The 22,051-nt window shown below is 36.9% G+C and carries 22 protein-coding genes and 2 pseudogenes; 8 read left to right on the forward strand and 16 right to left on the reverse strand.

What is annotated here, in order from left to right; all coding sequences use genetic code 11:
* Positions 1-11: 11 nt before the first annotated feature.
* From dapD to RCG22_RS08540, 6 genes and pseudogenes are all read right to left on the reverse strand, one after another.
* A complete protein-coding gene (gene dapD / locus RCG22_RS08515) occupies positions 12-722 on the reverse strand; it encodes a 2,3,4,5-tetrahydropyridine-2,6-dicarboxylate N-acetyltransferase (protein ID WP_308106509.1) in 711 nt (236 codons plus the stop codon).
* A 70-nt stretch (positions 723-792) separates the two neighbouring features.
* Positions 793-1,680, reverse strand: a complete 888-nt coding sequence (ccpC, locus tag RCG22_RS08520; protein WP_098261038.1) for a transcriptional regulator CcpC — start codon at positions 1,678-1,680, stop codon at positions 793-795.
* 33 nt (positions 1,681-1,713) lie between these two features.
* Positions 1,714-3,225 (reverse strand): MDR family MFS transporter, encoded by a 1,512-nt coding sequence (locus RCG22_RS08525; RefSeq protein ID WP_308106510.1) that lies wholly within the window; start codon positions 3,223-3,225, stop codon positions 1,714-1,716.
* A gap of 55 nt (positions 3,226-3,280) precedes the next feature.
* Positions 3,281-3,723 (reverse strand): annotated as a pseudogene (gene cbpB / locus RCG22_RS08530) (cyclic-di-AMP-binding protein CbpB).
* A 152-nt stretch (positions 3,724-3,875) separates the two neighbouring features.
* Positions 3,876-4,112: a YkuJ family protein gene (locus tag RCG22_RS08535; protein ID WP_066252435.1), complete on the reverse strand. Its 237-nt coding sequence runs from the start codon at positions 4,110-4,112 to the stop codon at positions 3,876-3,878.
* Positions 4,113-4,321: 209 nt separating this feature from the next.
* Entirely contained in the window at positions 4,322-5,533 is a 1,212-nt protein-coding gene (locus RCG22_RS08540) for an EAL-associated domain-containing protein (protein WP_308106511.1), read from the reverse strand.
* A 250-nt stretch (positions 5,534-5,783) separates the two neighbouring features.
* Between RCG22_RS08540 and RCG22_RS08545 the strand changes: the two genes are divergently transcribed.
* The 5 genes and pseudogenes from RCG22_RS08545 (at position 5,784) to RCG22_RS08565 (ending at position 9,859) form a co-directional block, all read left to right on the forward strand.
* The gene (locus RCG22_RS08545; RefSeq protein WP_308106512.1) at positions 5,784-6,518 is read left to right on the forward strand and encodes a C39 family peptidase; all 735 of its coding nucleotides are present in this window, start codon (positions 5,784-5,786) and stop codon (positions 6,516-6,518) included.
* A 163-nt stretch (positions 6,519-6,681) separates the two neighbouring features.
* Positions 6,682-7,554: a metallophosphoesterase gene (locus RCG22_RS08550; RefSeq protein WP_308106513.1), complete on the forward strand. Its 873-nt coding sequence runs from the start codon at positions 6,682-6,684 to the stop codon at positions 7,552-7,554.
* Positions 7,555-7,713: 159 nt separating this feature from the next.
* The gene (locus tag RCG22_RS08555) at positions 7,714-8,187 is read left to right on the forward strand and encodes a YkyB family protein (protein ID WP_308106514.1); all 474 of its coding nucleotides are present in this window, start codon (positions 7,714-7,716) and stop codon (positions 8,185-8,187) included.
* A 162-nt stretch (positions 8,188-8,349) separates the two neighbouring features.
* The gene (locus tag RCG22_RS08560) at positions 8,350-8,550 is read left to right on the forward strand and encodes a hypothetical protein (protein ID WP_066252426.1); all 201 of its coding nucleotides are present in this window, start codon (positions 8,350-8,352) and stop codon (positions 8,548-8,550) included.
* 158 nt (positions 8,551-8,708) lie between these two features.
* Positions 8,709-9,859, forward strand: a pseudogene (locus tag RCG22_RS08565) (aminotransferase A).
* Between the two features lie 43 nt (positions 9,860-9,902).
* Here RCG22_RS08565 and RCG22_RS08570 read toward each other — a convergent pair.
* The 6 genes from RCG22_RS08570 to RCG22_RS08595 all read right to left on the reverse strand — a co-directional run bounded on the left by RCG22_RS08570 (position 9,903) and on the right by RCG22_RS08595 (position 14,975).
* Positions 9,903-10,781 carry an NAD(P)-dependent oxidoreductase gene (locus RCG22_RS08570; RefSeq protein ID WP_308106515.1) on the reverse strand — a complete coding sequence of 293 codons (879 nt, stop codon included), beginning with the start codon at positions 10,779-10,781 and terminating at the stop codon, positions 9,903-9,905.
* Positions 10,782-10,957: 176 nt separating this feature from the next.
* Entirely contained in the window at positions 10,958-11,431 is a 474-nt protein-coding gene (locus RCG22_RS08575; protein ID WP_098261029.1) for a hypothetical protein, read from the reverse strand.
* A gap of 95 nt (positions 11,432-11,526) precedes the next feature.
* Positions 11,527-12,312: an SDR family oxidoreductase gene (locus RCG22_RS08580; protein ID WP_308106516.1), complete on the reverse strand. Its 786-nt coding sequence runs from the start codon at positions 12,310-12,312 to the stop codon at positions 11,527-11,529.
* Positions 12,313-12,492: 180 nt separating this feature from the next.
* Positions 12,493-14,205, reverse strand: coding sequence for a phosphoenolpyruvate--protein phosphotransferase (ptsP, locus tag RCG22_RS08585; protein ID WP_308106517.1), 1,713 nt, complete (start codon positions 14,203-14,205; stop codon positions 12,493-12,495).
* Complete coding sequence (locus tag RCG22_RS08590) at positions 14,205-14,471, reverse strand: phosphocarrier protein HPr (protein WP_066252410.1); 267 nt, start codon at positions 14,469-14,471, stop codon at positions 14,205-14,207. The genes ptsP and RCG22_RS08590 overlap by 1 nt, the downstream gene beginning before the upstream one ends.
* Before the next feature lie 309 nt (positions 14,472-14,780).
* Complete coding sequence (locus RCG22_RS08595) at positions 14,781-14,975, reverse strand: hypothetical protein (protein ID WP_066259849.1); 195 nt, start codon at positions 14,973-14,975, stop codon at positions 14,781-14,783.
* Between the two features lie 233 nt (positions 14,976-15,208).
* Between RCG22_RS08595 and RCG22_RS08600 the strand changes: the two genes are divergently transcribed.
* On the forward strand, positions 15,209-15,397 hold the full coding sequence (locus RCG22_RS08600; protein ID WP_066252404.1) for a YkvS family protein: 189 nt from the start codon (positions 15,209-15,211) through the stop codon (positions 15,395-15,397).
* Positions 15,398-15,467: 70 nt separating this feature from the next.
* Here the strand turns inward: RCG22_RS08600 and RCG22_RS08605 are convergent, their stop codons facing one another.
* On the reverse strand, positions 15,468-15,587 hold the full coding sequence (locus tag RCG22_RS08605; protein WP_286138105.1) for a DUF6254 family protein: 120 nt from the start codon (positions 15,585-15,587) through the stop codon (positions 15,468-15,470).
* 144 nt (positions 15,588-15,731) lie between these two features.
* On the opposite strand from RCG22_RS08605, the gene RCG22_RS08610 reads away from it, so the two are divergent.
* The gene (locus tag RCG22_RS08610) at positions 15,732-16,343 is read left to right on the forward strand and encodes a CPBP family intramembrane glutamic endopeptidase (RefSeq protein ID WP_308106518.1); all 612 of its coding nucleotides are present in this window, start codon (positions 15,732-15,734) and stop codon (positions 16,341-16,343) included.
* A 35-nt stretch (positions 16,344-16,378) separates the two neighbouring features.
* Here RCG22_RS08610 and RCG22_RS08615 read toward each other — a convergent pair whose 3' ends face one another.
* Positions 16,379-17,428 (reverse strand): YkvI family membrane protein, encoded by a 1,050-nt coding sequence (locus RCG22_RS08615; RefSeq protein ID WP_308106519.1) that lies wholly within the window; start codon positions 17,426-17,428, stop codon positions 16,379-16,381.
* A 188-nt stretch (positions 17,429-17,616) separates the two neighbouring features.
* On the opposite strand from RCG22_RS08615, the gene RCG22_RS08620 reads away from it, so the two are divergent.
* Positions 17,617-19,767 carry an ATP-dependent Clp protease ATP-binding subunit gene (locus tag RCG22_RS08620; RefSeq protein ID WP_308106520.1) on the forward strand — a complete coding sequence of 717 codons (2,151 nt, stop codon included), beginning with the start codon at positions 17,617-17,619 and terminating at the stop codon, positions 19,765-19,767.
* Positions 19,768-19,803: 36 nt separating this feature from the next.
* On the opposite strand, the gene RCG22_RS08625 is transcribed toward RCG22_RS08620, so the two are convergent.
* Positions 19,804-21,498 carry a M3 family oligoendopeptidase gene (locus tag RCG22_RS08625; RefSeq protein WP_308106521.1) on the reverse strand — a complete coding sequence of 565 codons (1,695 nt, stop codon included), beginning with the start codon at positions 21,496-21,498 and terminating at the stop codon, positions 19,804-19,806.
* A gap of 102 nt (positions 21,499-21,600) precedes the next feature.
* Positions 21,601-22,041, reverse strand: coding sequence for a MarR family winged helix-turn-helix transcriptional regulator (locus RCG22_RS08630; protein ID WP_098263140.1), 441 nt, complete (start codon positions 22,039-22,041; stop codon positions 21,601-21,603).
* Positions 22,042-22,051: the final 10 nt, after the last annotated feature.

The following is a 22,051-nucleotide window of genomic DNA, read 5'->3' on the forward strand; positions in this document are numbered from 1 at the left end:
CGCTTCCGCTCTTAAAGTTGACGAAGCTCTTGCATTATTTCAGTTTTTGACTTCGTTTTTTCATCAATATCTTTAATTTTCCTTGCAGGCATCCCTGCCACCACTGTATAAGGGGCTACATCTTGAGTAACTACTGCACCGGCAGCAACAACTGATCCTGTTCCAACAGTGACTCCTTCAAGGACTACAGCATTTGCTCCGATAAGGACATCATCTTCAATGACCACTGGTTTTGCAGAAGGTGGTTCAATGACACCTGCTAAAACAGTTCCAGCCCCTATGTGACAATTCTTACCGACAGTTGCTCTGCCACCAAGGACAACACCCATATCAATCATAGATTTTTCTCCAATAACAGCACCAATATTGATAACTGCACCCATCATAATAACAGCATTGTCACCAATTTCTACTTGGTCACGAATAGTAACGCCTGGCTCAATTCTGGCATTAACGTATTTTGTATCTAATAATGGAATTGCTGAATTTCGACGGTCATTTTCAATGACTTTATCTTCAATTTTCTCTTTATGCGCTTCTAATACTTCATTAATTTCAGACCATTCACCAAATAGGACACCGGTATTTCCACTAATAAAGGTTTTTGTATTGCTTCCAAAATCTATTCCTTCTAATTCACCTTTTAAATAAACCTTAACAGGTGTGGATTTTTTACTATTTTGGATAAAAGAAATAATTTCATTTGCATCCATCATCTTCATAAATTTACCCCCTATGTTGTACTAAAAAATACTTTAACAAACAAAAGAAATGAAAACAAGAAAAACAACCTTATTCTTCTGAAGATTCAGCGATGTATTCCTTAATTAACTCCACAAAGGCATTAACTTGCTTTAGTTGAAAGGAAGACTCATAGCCTAAAAGCCATGTATCACGTTGTAAAGGTTCATTATTTTCATCAACAAGGGGAATTTTGAAAATATCCCTGTCAGCTTTTGTTAATGTTATTGCTGGTAAGATCGCGTAACCAATACCATTAAAGGCCATCTGTTTGCAGGTCTCAATTTGATCTACAACAACCGTTCTTTTGGGTGAAGTCTTAAAGTTGCGCATCCACCAATCTTGAATTTCCTGATAATAATTTGAATCACTTTTAAATTGAATGAAGGGGCGGTCAGTATTTAAAACTTGTTCCGGACTGGTAATTTCCCTATCAACTAAATAAAGCGGGTCATTAAATAGATGAACTTTAATTCCTTTCCAATCAGGTGTACCACGTATAATCCCAATATGAACCTGGTCGTCATATAAGCATTTTAATATTTCACTGCTCCAGCCGGTTACTAATGAAATTTTGGCTTGCGGATATCGATCAATAAATTTCTTTAAAACCTGTGGAAGCCAGTTTTGGCCAACAATTGAAGCAACAGCAATCTTCAAAGTGCCTGACACTTCTGATTGAAGTGAATAAATGGTTTCACGCACCTTTTCTTGCTTGGATAGGACTTCATTTACAAATTGAATGACATGTTCACCAGAAGGAGTAAGTGCTAACCCTTTTTGAGATCGAATAAATAACTTTGTTCCCCAATCTTTTTCGATTGTTTGTAATCTCTGCGATAGAGCTGGTTGTGAAACAAATAGTCTTTCTGAAGCCTTTCGCATATTCATCTCCTGAGCCAAAACAGATAATAATTGAAATTCTGATAATGAGGACAAGATATCCCCTCCTTAAAAAAGACTCTGTGAAGGTTACACAGAGCTATCATTCCTTTTCGGTATAAAGTATATTAACAATAAACTAATGATGGCCAATGCGAGAACGGCATAATAAACAGAGTGCAAGGAAAAAGTTAGCCCATTCTGCAATACACCTCGGACTGATTCAGAGAGCTTTTCTCGCTCAGCTGGTTTTAAGAGCCTATTTACATCTTCTATTGATAAGGAAGGATCTTTCTGACTTAAATAAAGACTTAAACGATTATTAAGGATCCCACCCATTAATGCTGCACCCATTGTGTTACCAAGATTTCGCATAAACATATTCGATGCGGTTGCGATACCTCTCTGTTCCCAACCGACAGTACTTTGAATCGAAACAATAAAGGCAGTTGATGTTAGACCCATGCCTAAACCAACCAAAAAGGAACCTACCGCAGCCCATAATGGGCCTGAAGAAGCTGACATCGTCACAAATGTAATGCTTCCAATGATTAACAACACTCCACCGATAATAGATGTTTTACGATAACCCATGGAAATCAGCATTCGTCCAGCTAATGTCGATGCTATTGGCCAGCCAATTGACATAGATGTCAACGTAAATCCCGCAACAATAGGCGTTTGTTCCATAACACCTTGTACAAAAGTAGGCAAAAAGCTCGATATTCCAATTAACATGATACCCGTTGCAAGCGATGTGGTGTTTGCGATGAGTATCGAGCGTTCCTTCCAAATTGAAAAAGGCATAACCGGTTCACTAGCCCGTCCTTCCTGAAGGACGAACCCCAGTAAGGTTAAAGCGCTAAAAGCAAAAAAGCTTAACGACTGCCAAGAGCCCCATGCAAAATGGTTCCCACCTTCTACAAGGATAAACATTAACGAAGAAATTGCTACTGTTAACAGAATAGCTCCAAGGTAATCTATTTCATGTTTTTTCCTTTTGACATTTTCATGTAAGAACAACCATAGTCCAGTTAAAGAAAGAATCCCAAGTGGGATGTTAATCCAAAAAACATAATGCCAACTTACAAATTGGACAAGTAAACCTCCCACTGCAGGTCCGGTAATCGCTGAAATACCCCAAACACTGGAAAGATAACCTTGAACCTTTGCCCTTTCTTCCGATGTATAGATATCACCAATAATGGTTGTCGCAATCGGTGTGACTGCACCTGCTCCAAATCCTTGTATTAAACGAAAACAAATGAGCATCTTCATTGAAGTGGCAAATCCACAAAGAATAGAGCCAATTAAAAAGATGATTATTCCAATCGTAAGAATTGGTTTTCGACCAAATAAATCAGATAATTTCCCATAAATAAGAACGGTGACTGAATTCATTAATAAGTAAGCAGAAAATACCCAGCTATATAGTTTAAACCCGCCCAAATCTGCGACAATTGCAGGCATAGCGGTCGAAACAATCGTTGCTTCAATCGCACCCATAAACATAGCTAACATGACGGCAACTAAAACTAGTGTCTTTTTCGTTTGCCGTTTTTGGAGCTTTCCTTTAGATATGTCCTCAGTAGAACTACTCATATTCGCACCTCTAACTTTAAAAAAATCAAGCCCCCTTCACGGGAGCCTAAATGTGTTATTTTCCATTCTTTTTTAATATTTTAGTTAATTGATTTAATAAAGTACTTCTAGGCAAAATTCCTTCAAAGTAACCATCCTCAGTCTCCACACATAGAAATGGCTGGGTAACGAGCAACTCAAGGCATGTTTGAAGAGATGCTGAAATTTTAACTCGTGGAATTGAGCTTTTCATAACCTCTTCCACTCTTTTTTCTCTAATTGTTCAAATTCAATTCTTTCTAGACCAAGGATAGAATCCATTATAATCGGGGTACTAATTAACCCATGAAGCTTGTAATGAGGGTCTAATACAGGTATAGCTGTATAACCGCTTTTTGTTAAGACTAATAAGGCATGTTCGAGATTATTACCAATCTGGACATGGGCTACACGCTCGGATGGTATCATTAGTTCTTTTATCGTTAATTTTAAAAATTCGCCATTAGGAAGACTGATCATTGCCGAAAACTCCTCAAAAATTTGTTTTTCCACAGATACATTCTACCACAGTTTTCGGGTGTCTGTGCTAATTTTGGAAACGTAATAAAAGATACATTCAAGCGAAAATCCGCATCTCTTGAATATAAAAAGAAAGGAACCCAAAAGGTTCCTTATTGAATCAAATCAAAAATTTCAATTGTAATCATATCAACATTATCAAATTGATATCTTTTTGGTTTTTCCTTTTCATTGTATACTTCTAATTCGAATGTCTCCGTTTTCGGATGAAATGTTACTTGACACTTTCTATCCCCGTTAACCTCGAAATAGCGTTGTGCTGGTTCACCACTATTAGCTTGTTCCTGAAGATTTTTTAATCTTGTTAATATACCTTGAAGCTGTGACATCGGCTCCGTCTCCTTTCAAACCCAAACAAACATCTACAATTATGTTTCTCAATTGGCACATTTTCTATCCGAGTGGGTTACTTTCATAATTTTCCAACCTATAATTCAATATGCCAATATTAAAAGAATAAAATAACGTTGCCCATTTGTCCAAGTAAAAATAAAAAAATAGGGTTTTTTTTTTAAATCCTCATAAAAAAAGGTAATCGCTAAAGTAATTGGTCGTGTTGAAACAAATATTGATAGGCTATATCAATAAACAAATACTCTTCCCCATTCATGGGGAATGAAAACGTGCGAATGGTCTCCCCGGTATCAATATCACAATACAAATCAGATAAGATGCCTTTTCGTTCATTTCTCATTTTAATAATATTTTCTAAAAAGTAAGGCCGCCAACTCCAATTTTTTTGAATGTACTCGGATTGGGTAATCCAACCCTCTTTTCCCTTAAAAATATTGGCGGATTTCTGAAAACCATCCTCATCGCAAACATACATTCGAAAGGCAATTTGATCTAATTCCTTTATAAGATTTTGAAATAGGATTTGATAGGTTGCACTTCTGTTTTTTATCACAATTTCTTGAACCTTGGCTTGAAAAAATTCAGCAGTAGTATATACAGCTTCTAATTTCTTTTTCTCATAGGAGATAAAGTCGTGAAACTTCTCTTTTAAGCGATCTTTTAGAATTTCACGTGAAATGAATTCGGCTGCGGGTGGCTGCAAATAATAACCTTGATAATATCGACCGCCATTTTTCCAAGCAAATTGAAGCTGGTAGCTCATTTCTATATTTTCAAACAAGAGCGTGGCACCTATTTTCCTTGCCAAAAGGGATAAGGTAAATAATACATCGTTAAAATTTATTCCTGTTGATGTTGACTTTAAAGCCTGCAAGCTAATCTTTAAAATATCTGGTTCAAGTTGTCCAAGCCGTTCGAAGTAACTACTTTCACTATCAATTCTTGCAATCGCTATTTTAATCCCGTAGGTTCGATAATATTGCAATAAGTGATCAAATTGGTCTAAATCTCCAGTATAATTCCGATCAGAAATTTCTAGAACAATTCGATTTAACATAAACCCCTTTTTTTCAAATGCAAGCAGCTCTTGTAAGAAAGGCTCACCATGCCCATACATTAATAAATCAGCATTCCGATTGAGAAATATACTTATATCCTCATCAAGCTTTAGCGCTTTTTCCAGCGCCATTTTGACTATTAACAAATCCACCTCAAATTTATATTCATCAGGAATTTGGTCATCCTGAAAAAAGGTCCCTAAACTAATGATGTTCCCTTCTGATTTATATCTCCCCAACACCTCATAGGCAATTACACTTTGTTCATCGGCACTAAAAATCGGTTGAAAATAGGGAAATACATTTTCAAGATCCGATAGTATTTCCAATGCATCCATCCAAGTACCTCCAAAATTTTTTTCTTATTATACCATACGCTGAACGGCGATACCCGTTCTTTTCCAAAAGGATACCATTATAGTCGCTTATAAACAATCATATCCTATATATAAGCTGTTCAATAAGGAGGATAAGTTTCTGAAAAAACTTTGCTTATTAGCCTCGATCCTTCCCATGTTTGGATGTAGCCACTCTCACGCGGATACAAATCTTAGCACGGAAAGTAAACAGCCTCTTTCCACGATATCCGTGAAAGAGAATACTCAAAACACATCATCAGTAGACTTAGAAAATAAACGTTTCACCATAAAGGAACTAAATAAACAAGTGATTAGTGTTAAAAATAAACAAATAAAAAATGATTCAGTTACTGCTGCCCCGAAGAAGAAATCTGCCATGCTAAATGTCGTTTTAATTAGGCAAAATCCTGAACTTAAATATGGCTGCGAAGTCACAAGCTTGGCAATGGTACTAAATTATGCTGGCGTAAAAACAACGAAAATGGATCTTTACCGATCTGTCCGGAAGGATTTAGACCCGCTCATTAAATCCCCAAAGGGTGATATTATACGTTGGGGAAACCCCTCAGATGGATTTGTTGGGGATATGACAGGCAGAAGAGCAGGGTATGCAGTATTTGATCAACCAATGATTGCCTTAATCAACCAAAAACTCCCTGGAAGAGCCATCAATTTAACTAACCAGCCCTTTGATCAGGTCTTAGAGCATGTTTCAGCGGGTTATCCAGTAGTTGTATGGACAACCGGGGATTACCGTTTACCAGACCGCCCTGAGGGCTGGTATCACGGGAACCAATATATTAAAACACCGCTCGATTTACATGCCGTCGTCTTAGTTGGATATGATTCAAAATATGTCTATTTAAATGATCCACTCTCTGGTAAAAAACAAGTAAGAGTTGGGAAGCAACAATTTATTTCTTCATGGAAGGCATTAAGGAGCCGAGCCGTTAGCTATAAATAAGATAAGCAGCCATATTGTTGGCTGCTTTTTTGAATGTTTTACTTTTTTATGAATAAAGGTTACAAAGGACCTTTTCACTTGCAATCTGGTTAGTTTTTAAAGAAAATACAAAGGGACTCTTCTCATTGGTAGAAGGTTAATAAAAGATAGGCTGGTTGAAAAAATGGCTAATAAACAGACGAGGAGAATTTTTTTAAAACGAACATTTGGTTCATTTCTTACTGTTCTTGGATTAAGTTCGGGTGGCTATCTTTATGCCAATCGAATTGAGCCTTCATTACTCGATATTCAAAAACTTCAAATAAAACATCCACTTATCCCTAACAGTTTTGATGGAATAAAAATCATTCAATTTAGTGATACCCACCTTGGTTTTCAATATAACCTTCATCAATTTAATAAATTAGTTGAAAAAATTAATCTTCTTAAACCAGACATTATCTTATTTACCGGTGATTTAATGGACGAGCCAAATCAATATACAGAAATTAATAAATTGATTCCTATTTTGAAGAAATTACATGCTCCGCTAGGAAAGTACTGTATCTTTGGTAATCATGATCATGGTGGGTACGGCTCTGACATTTACAGAAATATCATGGAAACGACAGATTTTACCGTACTTTTGAATGAATCAGCACCCATTAAATTAAAGGATGGAAGTACTATTTATCTCCTTGGAATTGATGATGCGATGTTAGGGAAACCTAATTTACCACTGACCCTAAAAAATGTACCAAAAGACACTTTTAAAATATTATTATCTCATGCCCCAGACCTTGCAGAGACCGCTTCTCAGTATCCTGTCCATTGGCAGCTTAGTGGTCATAGCCATGGAGGGCAAATTAAGATTCCTTTTTTCGGGGCACTTGTGACTCCTCCTTTTGCTCAAATATACCCAGAGGGTCTTTATTCAATTGGCGAGAATAATCCTCTTTCGCTTTATGTCAATCGAGGAATTGGAACAACACGCCTCCCTTTTCGCTTTATGTCCAAACCAGAGTTAAGTATATTTACATTAAAAGCAGAAAAGTAGCATCAAAAAAAATCCTTATCATCAATAGGTAAGGATTTTTTTTACAATAAGCATTAACTATTTGATATTTATTTCACTAAAAGATTACTGCTTTATTCCTATTTCTTTTAAAAAAAGGTATAATATAGATGTTTTATATAACTGAAAGGAGAACATATTTTGAATTATGACCAGAAAGACCCTCTAACAAACCTAAAACTAACCATCGAAAACCTCGCTCAAGCTATCTTTATTGTGAATCGCCATGCGAAAACAGCTCCAAATCCCAAATTATTGTACAAATTAAAACAGGAAACATTAAAAAAATTGATTGAAGAAGGTAAAGCTAAAAAAGTTGGTCTCCATTTCTCTGGAAATCCACGAAATAGTCAACAGCAGTCGGATGTGTTAGTTGAATGCGGAAGGTATACATTTCATATTCCTCCCACCAAGTCCGATTTTTTAGAACTACCACATTTCGGTAAATTAGATGAACGGGTACGAAATCCAAAGGCAACACTCTCACTAAATTCAGCAAAAGCATTACTCCAGCTATATACCGGAATTTCAGAACTTGATCAAACCCCATCTAATAAAAAAAGCAAAACTTATCAAAAGCCTATTTTCAAAAAACTAGGTGAACGATATTCATGAAGCCAGGATTCCTGGCTTTTTCTTTTGGAGTATCCATCCTAACAGTTAGTGATGTTTTTGTGAACAACATCACTAACATATAGACTCTTTATTGATACGGAATTACAATATAATTATGAGAAGATACTTAGTTTGAAAAAATTTAAAAGAGGTGCTTGACCAATGAAAGGAACAGCGATTCTTTTTCAAGAACAAAAGGTTACATTTATTGAAGATGTGGATCATTCCATTTATGAAGAAATTAAAGAGCAATGCGGCTGCGAGGATTGTAACTGCAAGCTAGAAGATAAAATAGTTAATTTCGGTTCTGTGTCACCAGTTTTTTGGCACGAGGACGAGGTTGACTGGGATTATGGTTATTAAAACACTTTAATTTGAAATAAACTCCCCTTCCCTTAAAAACGGTCTGAGTAAAAACTTAGATCGTTTTTTTATTTCTCTTTAGTAGTACCTTCAGCTAAAAATAGTCTATAATCATTATATTCATAAAAGGGTAAACTTCAATTGGAAGGATGGACAATATGGAACAATTAATTAATCAACGTGTAAAAGATATAGAAATCTCAGGAATTAGAAAGTTTTTTAATATGGTATCCCATATTGAAGATTTGATCTCATTTACGATTGGACAACCTGATTTCCCAACTCCGGAGCATGTGAAGAAAGCTGGTATTACTGCGATTGAGCAGAACTTTACCTCCTATACCCATAATGCAGGGACGATTGAATTAAGGGAAGCTGCGTGCAATTTTGTAAAAAAAAATATGGCTTACTTTATAAACCTGACTCAGAGGTGATTGTTACTGTAGGTGCAAGCGAGGCTATTGACATTGCTTTTCGGACAATTTTAGTTGAAGGGTCTGAAGTCATATTACCAGGTCCTATTTATCCAGGCTATGAACCGATCATTAAAATGATGGGGGCTACACCTGTACATGTGGATATCCGGGAAAATCAGTTTCGCTTTACTTTAGAAATGATAAAACCTTTTATTACTGAGAAAACCCGTTGCATCGTCCTGCCATACCCCTCTAATCCGACCGGCGTTAGTCTCTCTGAGTCAGAGCTAAGGGAAATAGCAGAGTATCTTAAAAATAAAGATATCTTTATCCTTGCAGATGAAATATACAGTGAGCTTACCTATGACCAACCGCATATATCCATTGCTTCCTTTCTAAAAGAACAAACCATCGTCATCAATGGGTTATCCAAATCCCACTCGATGACTGGTTGGAGAATTGGCTTTTTATTTGCACCTGAAGTCATTTCGAAACATATTTTAAAGGTTCATCAATATAATATATCTTGTGCGACGTCCATTGCCCAGAAAGCAGCCTTTGCGGCAGTTACTAAAGGGATGGATGATGCGCTTGTGATGAAAAAAGAATATTTAAAAAGAAGAGAATTTGTTTACAAACGCTTAACTGCGATGGGACTTGATGCTGTCAAGCCAGACGGAGCGTTTTACTTCTTCGTAAAGATTCCTAAAACCATTCAATTAAATAGTTTTGACTTTGCCCTAAAGCTTGTCCAAGAAACAAAAGTGGCCGTTGTTCCCGGCAGCGCTTTTTCAGAATATGGAGAAGGCTATTTCCGGTTATCGTTTGCTTGTTCTATGGAAACTCTTGAAATCGGTTTAAACCAAATAGAACAATTTTTAAGGAACGCATAATAATACCCTCACCTTTTACGGTGAGGGTATTATTATGCGTTCCTTAGCTCTTCCAAAATTTATAAAGGGCATGGGTCCCGCTGTTTTCCTCTCCTTTTTCGACTAATTGGTCATACAAAGATTTCGCTAATGAAAGTCCCGGAACTTCCATCTCCATTTTTTCAGCTTCATCTATCGCGATTTTCATATCCTTAATAAAATGTTTTATGTAAAAACCAGGTTCAAAGTTTCCTGCTAACATTCTTGGTGCAAGATTACTTAGGGACCAGCTCCCGGCTGCCCCAGTTGTAATACTTTTCAAGACATTCTCAGGGTCTAACCCGGCTTTTTCTGCATATATAACTGCCTCACAAACACCTATCATATTTGAAGCAATGGCAATTTGATTGCACATTTTTGTATGCTGCCCAGCACCTGGTTTTCCTTGATAAACTATGTTTGTTCCAAGCAATTCTAATATAGGAAGAACCCCGTCAAATGCTTCCCGTTCACAGCCAACCATAATGGAGAGCGTAGCTTCCTTCGCACCCACGTCTCCACCTGAAACCGGTGCATCTATTGCCTGAATTCCTTTCTTTTTAGCCTGTTCATAAATTTTAATAGCCAGTGATGGTGCAGAGGTTGTCATATCGATAAGGTAGCTTCCAGATGCCCCATTGTGGATTAAACCATTTTCGCCAAAATATATTTCCTCCACATCCGTCGGATAGCCTACCATAGTAAAAATTACCGATGCTTTTTCAGCTACTTCTTTTGCTGTTGCGGCCCACTCTGCGCCGTTATCCAATAGGTCTTGTGCCTTTTCCTTTGTTCTTGAATAAACAATTATGGAATAGCCGGCATTGATTAAATGTCCTGCCATGCTCTTACCCATAACACCTATCCCAATAAAGCCAATTACCGTATTTTCTGGAGTAAGCAAAATAATCCTTCCTCTCTATTTAAATATTCATTTATATTTTAGCATTAAGTTTTGATACCTGAAAAAATAAGCACAAGAAAGACCGGAACGTCCCAGTCGCTCCGGTCTTCATGCTCCTTCTCTCCAAAGTTATGCACAAATTTATTTTGCCCTTTTAGAAGAGAACATAATCACTTTTACAACTCTGAAGAAAAGTTTGTTAAATAGGCACGACCGAAAACTTCTTGATTATTAAATACTTCAATCGAGACGGCATTATTCTTTTCAATCATATTTTTAAGTTCATGAATATGTAAATCTACGTTTAGAGGAAGCGGGTCCATAAAAATATATTTTTCACCTTTTCCTTCAACTTCCAAATATTCTCCATTCTGCACTTGCTCTTCGCCGTAAACTATTTCCCGTTTACCAATTGCTGCTGCTAACTTGTCATCATGAATAGTAACCTTCACTTTATATAATTGTTGACCTGCTAATATTTCACTATTGATTCGAAACCGGAATTGTAGTTCATTATTTTTTGTTAACAAAGCATCAGCATACCGATTGACAATTAATTCATTGGAAAAAAGTAAGCCGCAGCCATTTAATAGCGTGGTTACAGACAGTAACAAGAGCAAAACAGTAATTAATCGAATATTCTTCAGCATTTTATAACACTCCCTTAATATTTTTACCATAGCCAAATTACATCGGTAATAAACGTAAAGAAAGGTTAATATAGGAAAAAATAAATCATATGTTTCTAGATTGCTTTGACCATCCCTCCGTCTACTAAGAATGAACTGCCCGTCATATAAGAATTAGCATCAGATAAGAGGAAAGCAGCAACATTTGCAAATTCCTCCGGGGTACCGTACCGCTTTAAGGGAATTCCTGCTTGTGATTGTAATGCAATTGTCTCCCTGTCCACACCAAACTTATCAGCATTCATCTGATCTAAATGACTGATGCGGTCTGTTGCAATTCGTCCAGGCGCAATTGTATTAATCAAAATATTATATTGAGCCAATTCTGAAGCAAGTGTTTTTGCTAGTCCAACTATGCCCGTCCGAAACGTATTCGAGAGAATAAGACCCGGAATTGGTTCTTTAATAGATGTAGAGGCAATATTCAAGATTTTACCACCTTGCTCTTTTAAATAAGGCAGTGCCGCCCGAATCATTCGGACGTAAGATAATAAATTCAATTCAAAGGAATTCTGCCAGTCTTCATCACTCAAGTCTTCAAACGAACCTGCAGGAGGACCTCCGGCATTATTAACTAGCAAATCAATTGTTTGAAATGTTTCTGCAGTTGCTTTCACCAACCGATTAATGTCATTTATATCTGTTATGTCTGTTTTTTGATAAGCTACTTTTCCTAAACCAATAGATTCAAGCTGACTTGCTTTTTGTCTCAGCTTTTCCTCATCGCGGCCGGAAATCATAACATTGGCTCCTTCTCTAACTAAACGCTCAGCTATTGCAAATCCTAAGCCTTGGCTCGAAGCGACCACCAAAGCTGTTTTACCAGTTAAATTCAATTCCATTAACGTTCCAATCCTCCTTGATAAATAAATATAATTATAGTATACAGGATAATTGAAGGGAATACTTGTCAAAAGAATATAAAATAAGAGATAGATTTGCTCTGCCTCTTTTCAAAAAATAATCAATGCCATAGAAAAGACCGACTAATAAATCAGTCGGTCTTTTTCTATATCATAAATTTACTTTGTAGCAGCATTTACTGCTTCAATAACCTGAGCAGTAGTTTGCATGTTTAATACTTCTTGAGCAAGCTTCTCCATATCAGATTTTTTCAAATTCCTGATTTGCGAGCGAGCTTTTAATATGGAAGTGGCACTCATTGAAAATTCGTCAAGTCCAAGTCCTAAAAGAAGTGGAATTGCTGTTTCATCCCCTGCCATTTCCCCACACATACCTGTCCATTTTCCTTCTGCATGTGAAGCATCAATAACCATTTTTACTAAACGTAAAATAGACGGGCTATAGGGCTGATACAAGTAAGAAACACGTTGGTTCATGCGGTCAGCAGCCATCGTATATTGAATTAAATCGTTTGTCCCGATACTAAAGAAGTCTACTTCTTTTGCAAATTGATCCGCTAGAATGGCCGTTGAAGGAATTTCCACCATGATACCAAGTTCAATTTCATCGGAAACCTTTTGTCCTTCAGCAAGAAGCTTTTGCTTTTCTTCTTCAAGGAGCGCCTTTGCAGCACGGAATTCATCTAGGGTTGCAATCATTGGAAACATAATTTTTAAATTCCCATAGATACTAGCACGTAACAGTGCTCTTAGCTGGGTACGGAAAATATCCTGCTCTTCTAAGCATAAACGGATTGCCCGGAAGCCTAAAAACGGGTTCATTTCTTTTGGTAAATCCAAATATGGCAGTTCTTTATCCCCGCCAATGTCCAAGGTACGAACAACAACTGGTTTTCCTGTTAATCCTTCTAAAACGGCTTTGTAGGATTCAAACTGTTCATCCTCTGTTGGAAGTTGATCTCTTCCCATGTAGAGGAATTCAGTCCTATAAAGGCCTACACCTTCCCCACCATTTTCAATGACTCCTTTTAAATCCTTAGGAGTACCGATATTGGCAACCAATTCTACATGGTGATTATCACTTGATACAGTTGGTTCATTAACAAGCTTAGCCCATTCAGCCTTTTGAGCTTCATACCCTTCATGCACTTTACGGTATTGCTCAACAAGTTCTGGAGTTGGATTAATATGTACTTCACCTTTTAATCCATCAACAATAACAAGATCCCCATTATTGATTTCCTCAGTAGCTGTCTTTGTTCCAACAACGGCTGGAATTTCCAGAGAACGAGCCATTATTGCTGAATGTGAGGTACGTCCGCCAATATTTGTAGTAAATCCTAAAACAAATTGTCTGTTTAATTGTGCGGTGTCTGATGGGGTTAAGTCCTCAGCCACAATTATCACTTCTTCAGCAATCATGCTTGGATTAACCAATTGAACACCCAACAAATGGGCTAATACACGTTTGGTTACATCTCGAATATCTGCTGCACGTTCCCGCATATATTCATTATCCATTTGTTCAAACATCATAATGAACATATCTGCCGTTTCCTTTAGAGCAGACTCAGCATTCACTTTATCAGACTGAATCTTATCTTCAATCGGTGCATTTAATTCAGGGTCGCTTAGGACGAGTAAATGTGCTTCAAAAATCGCAGCTTTATCTGCGCCAAGGTCGACTTTAGCCCGGTCTCGAATCGCTTCGAGTTCTGCTGTTGATTTCGACATTGCCTGTCGGAAACGGTCAACCTCCGCATTAGTATCTTCAATTTTTTTTTGTTCAAATAATAAATCCGGTTCGACAAGACGGTATGCTTTTGCAATTGCAATCCCGTTTGATGCAGCTATACCATGTAAAAAAGTCATTATTCTGCCAATCCTTCTTTTTTCAAGGTTTCTTCAAGGCTATTTAATGCATCGTTTGCATCATTTCCTTCTGCTGAAATGGTGATATCAGCACCCTGGCCCACACCTAAAGACATAACACCCATTATTGATTTTAAGTTAACTTTCTTACCTTTATATTCTAAATGAATTTCAGAATCAAATCGGCTAGCTGTTTGCACTAATAATGTTGCTGGTCTTGCATGTATACCTGTTTCTGCGACTACTTTAAATTGCTTTTCTGCCATGATAATCAAACTCCTTTAATATTTATATAAAAATATAAACTTGCTTTATTAAAAATAAACATTTCTTATCATTTAGTCAACTAAATCAATAATTGACTAAAGAGTGAAAGTGAAATATTTTTCGTTTATTTTTTCCAAAAAGAAAACAAACATGTATTGAATTTTCACTCTGATGATAATGTTTTGTTTATACAAATGCTAGAATATCACTTTCGCCTTTTTCAGACAACTGAAAAATCTATTTTATACCACATGTCACAAATCTGTCACAAATCTGTCAAAACCAGTCACAAACTTTCGTTTTAAAAATTAACTTCTTGGTTCTTTTAGGTATTGATACAAAACATCGCCGCCCCTTTGACCTATTCCACGAAAATGCTTAAAATCTTTTCTTTTTACTAATACTTGACGAAATTCCATAAAATCATCATTTTTAACATAATACTCCGATAGTTCTCCTGTCATTAATTGATTCAAGATTTCTGAAATCATTTCTTCTTTCATCTTATTGCACCACCTTTACCTAGTATTTTAACGTTATGGCTTTTCTTACGCCAACTTCAAAAAAATGAAAGCGCTACCGATTCTTTCGCGGCCCTTTTTCTCATATACTAATAATGTTTAAAAGAATTAACATAATTGTCAAATAAAAGCCTTTACGAATTGAATAAAGTAGTGCAAACTGTTATTTAACTGGATTTTATTTATAGTTTTTGAGGTAAAGGAGAGAGACTAAAATGAGAAAAGCAGAAGTAGGAAATATCATAGAATTCCGTGGTGGTTTGAAGGGGATTGTTGAAAAGGTAAATGAAAATTCTGTCATAGTCGACCTAACATTTATGGACAATTATCGTGATTTAGAATTGGATCAGCGCACAGTTGTCAATCACAAAAACTATAAGGTTGTAAAAGAAAGCGCTTATTAAATTAATAGAATTCTAGAAAAGGCAGTCCCAACATGGCTGCCTTTTCTTTTTTTGATTCCTACCCGAATCGTTATTGACCTTTTCCAGTTTCTTTGGTTAATTCCTTTAAAGATTTTACTTTTCCATGGGGATTTTGATCTTGCTTCCTGACTGTCCATTCACGTTCTTGCTCACTTTTTGATTTGCTCATTCTTTTCACTCCCTTCCTTATTATTTTTTTCTTTTCTTTTTGTTCTAATCAAACGAATTGCTGAAAGGGGCAATGTAATGATTTCCATTTGAAAAACTTATTTGTTAAAATAAGTTCTATTGTTCCTAAAAGGAGATCATGATAATGAAAAAATTCTTCCAAGACCCTCGCATACTTATTGGTTTACTTATTGCTCACGTTCTTTTATTTTTTTCATTTCAGGATCGAACGATCTTTTGGTATATATTTTCCGGATCCATTTTGGTGTTAATCGCATACTCATCCTTTCAGGAAGATGTCGATGATAAGTTATCAGTTATTCAATTTATCATTTTTGGAGCACTGTCAGGTTTCTTATTATATTTCGTTTTTTGGCTTGGCCTATGGGCAATGAAGATCCTTCATCTCCCGTTTGATACGAGTATTAAGAATCTCTATAATTGGTATGCGCCAGCATTATTTTGGCAATACCTAGCTTTAGTTTTAGTAGCAGCACCGGGAGAAGAACTTTTCTGGCGTGGATTTATCCAAACAAGATTGAGTAAGTACTTTAATCCAATTGTAAGTATTTTAACTGGATCGGTCCTGTACGCTTCCGTTCATATTTATTCCGGCTCGTTTTTGTTAGTTCTTGCTGCCTTTATTTCAGGTCTTTTTTGGGGATATCTTTATTTTTTGAAGAAATCTATGCCACTTGCAATTGTATCTCATATTATCTTTGACCTGATGATATTTATTATATTGCCTATTAAGTAGAAAAAGCAGTGTGTCCTTTTTAGACACCTGCTTTTCTATTTTCTTACTCTTGGTGTAAATGGTTTCATCCAAAGTAAGATAAAAAAAATCATGCAGATGTACCCAAACAATGGATATAAATAGGATAGAAGCGTACCGTAATTCACAAGACTAATCAGATAAGAAACGGCAAAAATCAGGGTCACCGATAGCATGGTCGGTATGGTCAAATATTGCTTTAACTGACGGTCCAGCCCAAAGACATTTCCAATCACAGAAGTGAAAATCTCCCCATAAATTACGAGAACAAAGATCCAATAAAGAAAAGGTGCTAAATTTTTCATGACAATCGCCATCGGAATATTATATAGTTCTAAATTTGGGAGCATGATTAACGTAAAGTGACCGGCAATTAATATTACAGTTAAAGCCGCCCCTCCAAGAAACCCTCCCCACTTAATCGTCCAATCATCCTTAACCTCTGTGGCGATCGGTACTAAAACAGCTTGGGCCAGACCTAGATTCAATGCCACATAGGAAAATGGGGCAATGACACTTTTCCAACCATCATCGGCAGGTGGAATAAATAATAATTGATCTAGGAAGTTAGGCATTTGAACTGAAAAGAGCATTAATATTATGCTAAAAGTAATCATTACCGGAACAACAAACGTATTAACAGCAAATAGACCTTTAGTACCAACTATCATGACTAAATAGGATAAAAAAATAGTCAGGAAAACACCGACTGCTTTTGGCAGATTTAACTGTTCCTCAAAAACCGCCCCCGCCCCTGAAAGCATCACTGCACTGACACCCAAAAGCATAAAAATCATAAAGATATTAATGACACGACTTGGCCACTTACCAAACAAGTACTCATTAAACTCTTGATAAGATTTTGCCTCTATAAATGCAGCCATTCTCATTAATTTAGAGCCCAATGCAATAAAGAGATAACCGCTCATTAATATACTAATTAAGCCAAAGAAACCAAACCGCGAAAAAAATTCAACGATTTCTTTTCCCGTGGCGAATCCAGCGCCTACTACTGTCCCCACATAGACCGCCGCAATCTGAAATGCTTGAGTCCAATCCCTCTTCACAACATCATCTCCTTATCATCAATATATGATGATAAGGACAAACAAAGACGAGCTTTTTTCCTTAAATAGAAAGCATTACCATAAGTAAAGCACTTGAAAGTCAAAAAAGGTCAGAGTATACTAGCGTCACAAGGTCAAATATAGTCAAAGTCAAACTAATTATTAATTTTCGAGGAGGTTATTCTCTTATGCTTTGTCAACAATGTAATGAACACAATGCAAACATCCAATTTACAATGATTATTAATGGACAGCGTAAGGAAATCAGACTCTGTCATGAATGCTTTACTAAAGAAAAGCAAGCTCTTGGTGCAGGCTTGGGTCCAAATATGAATTCCTTTCCAAGCCTTCCATTTGAAAATCTATTCATGAATAACAATATTGATAATGGTTTTAGCAGTCAGCCTGCACAACAAACTCATAGAAAAACCGAAAAAGGCGGCTTAATTGACCAATTCGGCCGAAATTTAACTCAATTGGCGAAGGCTGAGTTGATAGATCCCGTCATTGGCCGTGATGGAGAAGTAAAGCGTGTCATTGAAATATTAAACCGACGGAATAAGAATAATCCAGTGTTAATTGGTGAACCAGGGGTCGGGAAGACAGCCATTGCTGAGGGACTAGCCCAAAAGATTGCTGAAGGAGATATCCCAGGCAAGTTACGGGGTAAAGAGGTCTATTTGTTAGACGTCGCTTCCCTTGTAGCCAATACTGGCATACGCGGCCAATTTGAGGAAAGAATGAAGCAAGTCATTTCCGAATTAAAAGAGCGGAAAAATATCATCCTTTTCATTGATGAAATTCACCTGCTTGTAGGTGCTGGTTCTGCTGAAGGTTCCATGGATGCTGGAAACATTTTAAAGCCTGCCCTAGCTCGTGGAGAACTACAAGTGGTTGGTGCAACCACATTAAAAGAATACCGCCAAATCGAAAAAGATTCTGCATTAGAACGGCGTTTTCAACCCGTTCATGTATTGGAACCTACTACTGCAGCTGCGATTGATATCTTAAAAGGGATACAACAGAAGTACGAGGATTACCATGAAGTCGTCTATTCCGATGAAGCAATTCTTGCTTGTGTTCAATTATCTCAGCGCTATATTCAAGACCGCTTTCTACCTGATAAAGCGATTGACTTATTAGATGAAGCAGGTTCGAAATTAAACTTGATCTCGGATTATAAGAGTAATGAACAAATTGAAATACGTCTAAAAGAGATTGCTGTAGAGAAGGAAGAAGCCCTTAAAAATGAACAGTATGAAAAGGCCGCATCCCTTCGCGATGAAGAAACAAACCTTGAGAAGTCTTTAAATTTAATTTCAGGCACCGAAAGACCCATGGTCGATGCAGCGCTTATCCAAGAAATCATCGAACAAAAAACAGGGATTCCCGTTGGAAAACTGCAACAAGATGAACAGCAAAAAATGCAGACATTAGAGGAGGATCTTAGCCAAAAGGTTATCGGCCAGAAAAAGGCTGTAAAAAAGGTAGCAAAAGCGATTAGACGCAGTCGTGCCGGACTAAAATCAAAACATCGGCCAATCGGTACCTTCCTATTTGTCGGACCAACCGGCGTTGGGAAAACAGAGTTAACTAAAACACTTGCTGAAGAATTATTTGGTTCGAAGGATTCGATGATCCGCCTTGATATGAGTGAGTATATGGAAAAGCATAGTGTTTCCAAATTAATTGGCTCGCCTCCCGGCTATATTGGGCATGAAGAAGCAGGTCAGTTGACCGAAAAAGTGCGGAGAAATCCATACAGCATCATTTTATTAGATGAAATTGAAAAGGCTCATCCAGATGTACAGCATCTGTTCCTACAAATTCTTGAAGACGGCCGACTCACAGACAGCCAGGGCAGGATTGTCAGCTTTAAGGACACCGTTATCATCATGACAAGCAATGCGGGTGCAGGTCACAAAACAGCTCATGTCGGCTTTGGTACCAATAATGCCATCGAAGAGGCTAGTATCCTTGATTCCCTTGGCAGCTTCTTTAAGCCAGAATTCTTGAATCGCTTCGATAATATCGTTGAATTTAATTCTCTCGGCAAAGAACATATTCTCTCTATTGTTGACCTTATGATTAACGAGTTACAAGAGTCATTAACTGAACAAAATATTGAATTAACGATTAGCAATGAGGCCAAAGAAAAACTTGCAGAGCTTGGGTACCATCCTGCATTCGGAGCACGACCACTGCGCCGTGTCATCCAAGTACAACTTGAAGATCAGATTGCTGATATTATTTTAGAAGAACCTGATGTAAAAAATCTAAACGTCGTTGTTGAAGATAATCAACTGACAGTTATCTCGAATCTAATAACTGTTAAATAGCTTAAAAGCGAAGCCTAGGCTTCGCTTTTTTTAATTTTATAGATTTTTATCCTCGATAGAGTTTAACCAGCCATCAATAACACCCACTACTGACTCTACACACCCCAGTTCAAATGGTGAGATTAAATTGGCTGCCTCAACAAGCTTTGTGAATGACATACTGCCACCCAGCTTACAAAGCTTCACATAATCTTCCCAAGCTTCTTCTTGATTCTCTCTTGAGCGCTTCCAAAATTGGAAAGCACAAATTTGAGCCAGTGTATAATCAATATAGTAAAATGGTGAATTATAGATATGACCTTGGCGCTGCCAGAAACCGCCATTCTCTAAATATTCATTACCATCGTAATCTTTATGCGGCAAATATTTTTTCTCAATCTCACGCCATTGAAGCTTTCTCTCTTTCGGGGTAGCTTCTGGATTTTCATAGACCCAATGTTGGAATTCATCAACGGAAACCCCATATGGCAGAAATAATAGTGCATCACTCAAATGTGAAAACTTATATTTATCAGTGTCCTCCTTAAAGAACAGGTCCATCCATGGCCATGTAAAAAATTCCATACTCATCGAATGTATCTCACATGCTTCATAAGTGGGCCACGCATATTCAGGAATCTCAAAATGACGGCTTGAATACACTTGGAAGGCATGACCTGCCTCATGTGTTAGGACATCAATATCCCCGGACGTACCGTTGAAATTAGAAAAAATGAAAGGAGCTTTGTAATTCTCTATAAAAGTACAGTAACCTCCACCAGCCTTACCCTTCTTGGCAACAAGATCCATCAAATGATTATCTTGCATATATTGAAAAAATGCCCCTGTTTCTTCTGAAAGATCTTCATACATTTTTTGTCCATTTTCAATAATCCATTCCGGATTACCCTTTGGTGTCGCATTTCCTGTTTGGAAATTAAAGCTTTCGTCATAATATTTTAATTTATCCAATCCGATTCTTTCTTGTTGACGACTTTTTAATTTTGTTGCAAGCGGAACAATAAATTCCTTCACTTGATTACGGAAATTTGCGACCATTTCTGCATTATAATCTGTTCTCATCATCCGGTAATAACCAAGTTCAACAAAGTTTTTAAACCCAAGTGATTTGGCAATTTCTGTCCTTACTTTCACCAAATCATCATAAATCCGATCAAACTCTTCTTCATGTTCAACCATAAAACCAAATTTTGCTTCATTGGCTTGCTTTCTCATTTTTCTGTCAGTCGATTGGGCGAATGGTTCTAACTGTGCTAATGTTCTCTCTTCACCTTCAAATTCTATCTTTGCTGAAGCCATTAACTTGGTATATTCCGTTGATAGACGATTTTCCTTTTGAAGTAAGGGCACAATTTCAGGTTTAAAGGTTTTAAGTTGTCCTTCAGCAAGGGCAAATAGCTGACTACCCCATTTTTCTTCTAATTCGGGTCTGAACTTTGAATTTACTAGTACTTGATAGTACTTTGTCACTAACCCTTCCACTTCAGGCTGGATTTCATCAATATAATCTTGTTCATCTTTATAAAAATCATCATTCGTGTCAATTGAATGACGAATATACACAAGATTGAACATCGTACCTAAGTCATTTCTTAGCTTATTAATCTCATTCATTACGGTGCTTTGCTCTTCTGCTGACTCAGCCGTTTTTAGGACTTCTAGTGACAAATAAAATTTTTCTGTTACTTCTTCTAAATTTGGACGTATGTATGTATAGTTCTCAAATCCCATTGAGACGTCCCCCTTTTAAATTTTTATAATATTCCAATCTATTCTATTATATACTATCCCCTAACATGCCTAACAATAAAAAAATACGACCTATTGGCCGTATTAAAACTTACCTGCAGGCAAACCTAATTTTTTCAACAAGTCAATTGCTTCTAGTTTTTCAGTTTCAGTCAGTGTTGACATGAGTTTATCGATTTGCTCGGCATGTTCAGGAAAAATGTTCTGAATGAACTTTTTCCCGTCTTCCGTTATTTGTGCATACGTAACCCTGCGGTCTTTCGGACAGGCTATCCTTTTTAACATCCCTTTTTGTTCAAGCTTGTCAACCACGTAAGTTATACTGCCACTTGCAAGTAAGATTTTTCCGCCAATTTGCTGCATTGGCTGGTCACCTTTATGATAGAGGAGCTCCAGAACGGCAAATTCAGTTGGATTTAAACCACTTGATTGGATTACTTTATTTACATGTTCGTTTATTGCTTTATACGCTCTTGAAAGGACAATAAAAAGCTTTAATGAATTAGCTGTTGAATTATTTTCCATAAAAAACTCA

The sequence above is a fragment of the Neobacillus nitrireducens genome, from assembly GCF_030915405.1.
GTDB lineage: Bacteria > Bacillota > Bacilli > Bacillales > Cytobacillaceae > Neobacillus.

Excerpts from the sequence above, each read along its gene's own strand:
- RCG22_RS08525 (WP_308106510.1), bottom strand. The coding sequence starts at position 3,225 with ATGAGTAGTTCTACTGAGGACATATCTAAAGGAAAGCTCCAAAAACGG.
- RCG22_RS08630 (WP_098263140.1), bottom strand. The coding sequence starts at position 22,041 with ATGGAAAATAATTCAACAGCTAATTCATTAAAGCTTTTTATTGTCCTT.
- RCG22_RS08600 (WP_066252404.1), top strand. The coding sequence starts at position 15,209 with ATGAGAAAAGCAGAAGTAGGAAATATCATAGAATTCCGTGGTGGTTTG.
- RCG22_RS08580 (WP_308106516.1), bottom strand. The coding sequence starts at position 12,312 with ATGGAATTGAATTTAACTGGTAAAACAGCTTTGGTGGTCGCTTCGAGC.
- RCG22_RS08625 (WP_308106521.1), bottom strand. The coding sequence starts at position 21,498 with ATGGGATTTGAGAACTATACATACATACGTCCAAATTTAGAAGAAGTA.
- RCG22_RS08590 (WP_066252410.1), bottom strand. The coding sequence starts at position 14,471 with ATGGCAGAAAAGCAATTTAAAGTAGTCGCAGAAACAGGTATACATGCA.
- RCG22_RS08575 (WP_098261029.1), bottom strand. The coding sequence starts at position 11,431 with ATGCTGAAGAATATTCGATTAATTACTGTTTTGCTCTTGTTACTGTCT.
- RCG22_RS08550 (WP_308106513.1), top strand. The coding sequence starts at position 6,682 with ATGGCTAATAAACAGACGAGGAGAATTTTTTTAAAACGAACATTTGGT.
- RCG22_RS08610 (WP_308106518.1), top strand. The coding sequence starts at position 15,732 with ATGAAAAAATTCTTCCAAGACCCTCGCATACTTATTGGTTTACTTATT.
- ptsP (WP_308106517.1), bottom strand. The coding sequence starts at position 14,205 with ATGACTTTTTTACATGGTATAGCTGCATCAAACGGGATTGCAATTGCA.
- RCG22_RS08605 (WP_286138105.1), bottom strand. The coding sequence starts at position 15,587 with ATGAGCAAATCAAAAAGTGAGCAAGAACGTGAATGGACAGTCAGGAAG.
- RCG22_RS08560 (WP_066252426.1), top strand. The coding sequence starts at position 8,350 with ATGAAAGGAACAGCGATTCTTTTTCAAGAACAAAAGGTTACATTTATT.
- RCG22_RS08535 (WP_066252435.1), bottom strand. The coding sequence starts at position 4,112 with ATGTCACAGCTTCAAGGTATATTAACAAGATTAAAAAATCTTCAGGAA.
- RCG22_RS08620 (WP_308106520.1), top strand. The coding sequence starts at position 17,617 with ATGCTTTGTCAACAATGTAATGAACACAATGCAAACATCCAATTTACA.
- dapD (WP_308106509.1), bottom strand. The coding sequence starts at position 722 with ATGAAGATGATGGATGCAAATGAAATTATTTCTTTTATCCAAAATAGT.
- RCG22_RS08540 (WP_308106511.1), bottom strand. The coding sequence starts at position 5,533 with ATGGATGCATTGGAAATACTATCGGATCTTGAAAATGTATTTCCCTAT.
- RCG22_RS08595 (WP_066259849.1), bottom strand. The coding sequence starts at position 14,975 with ATGAAAGAAGAAATGATTTCAGAAATCTTGAATCAATTAATGACAGGA.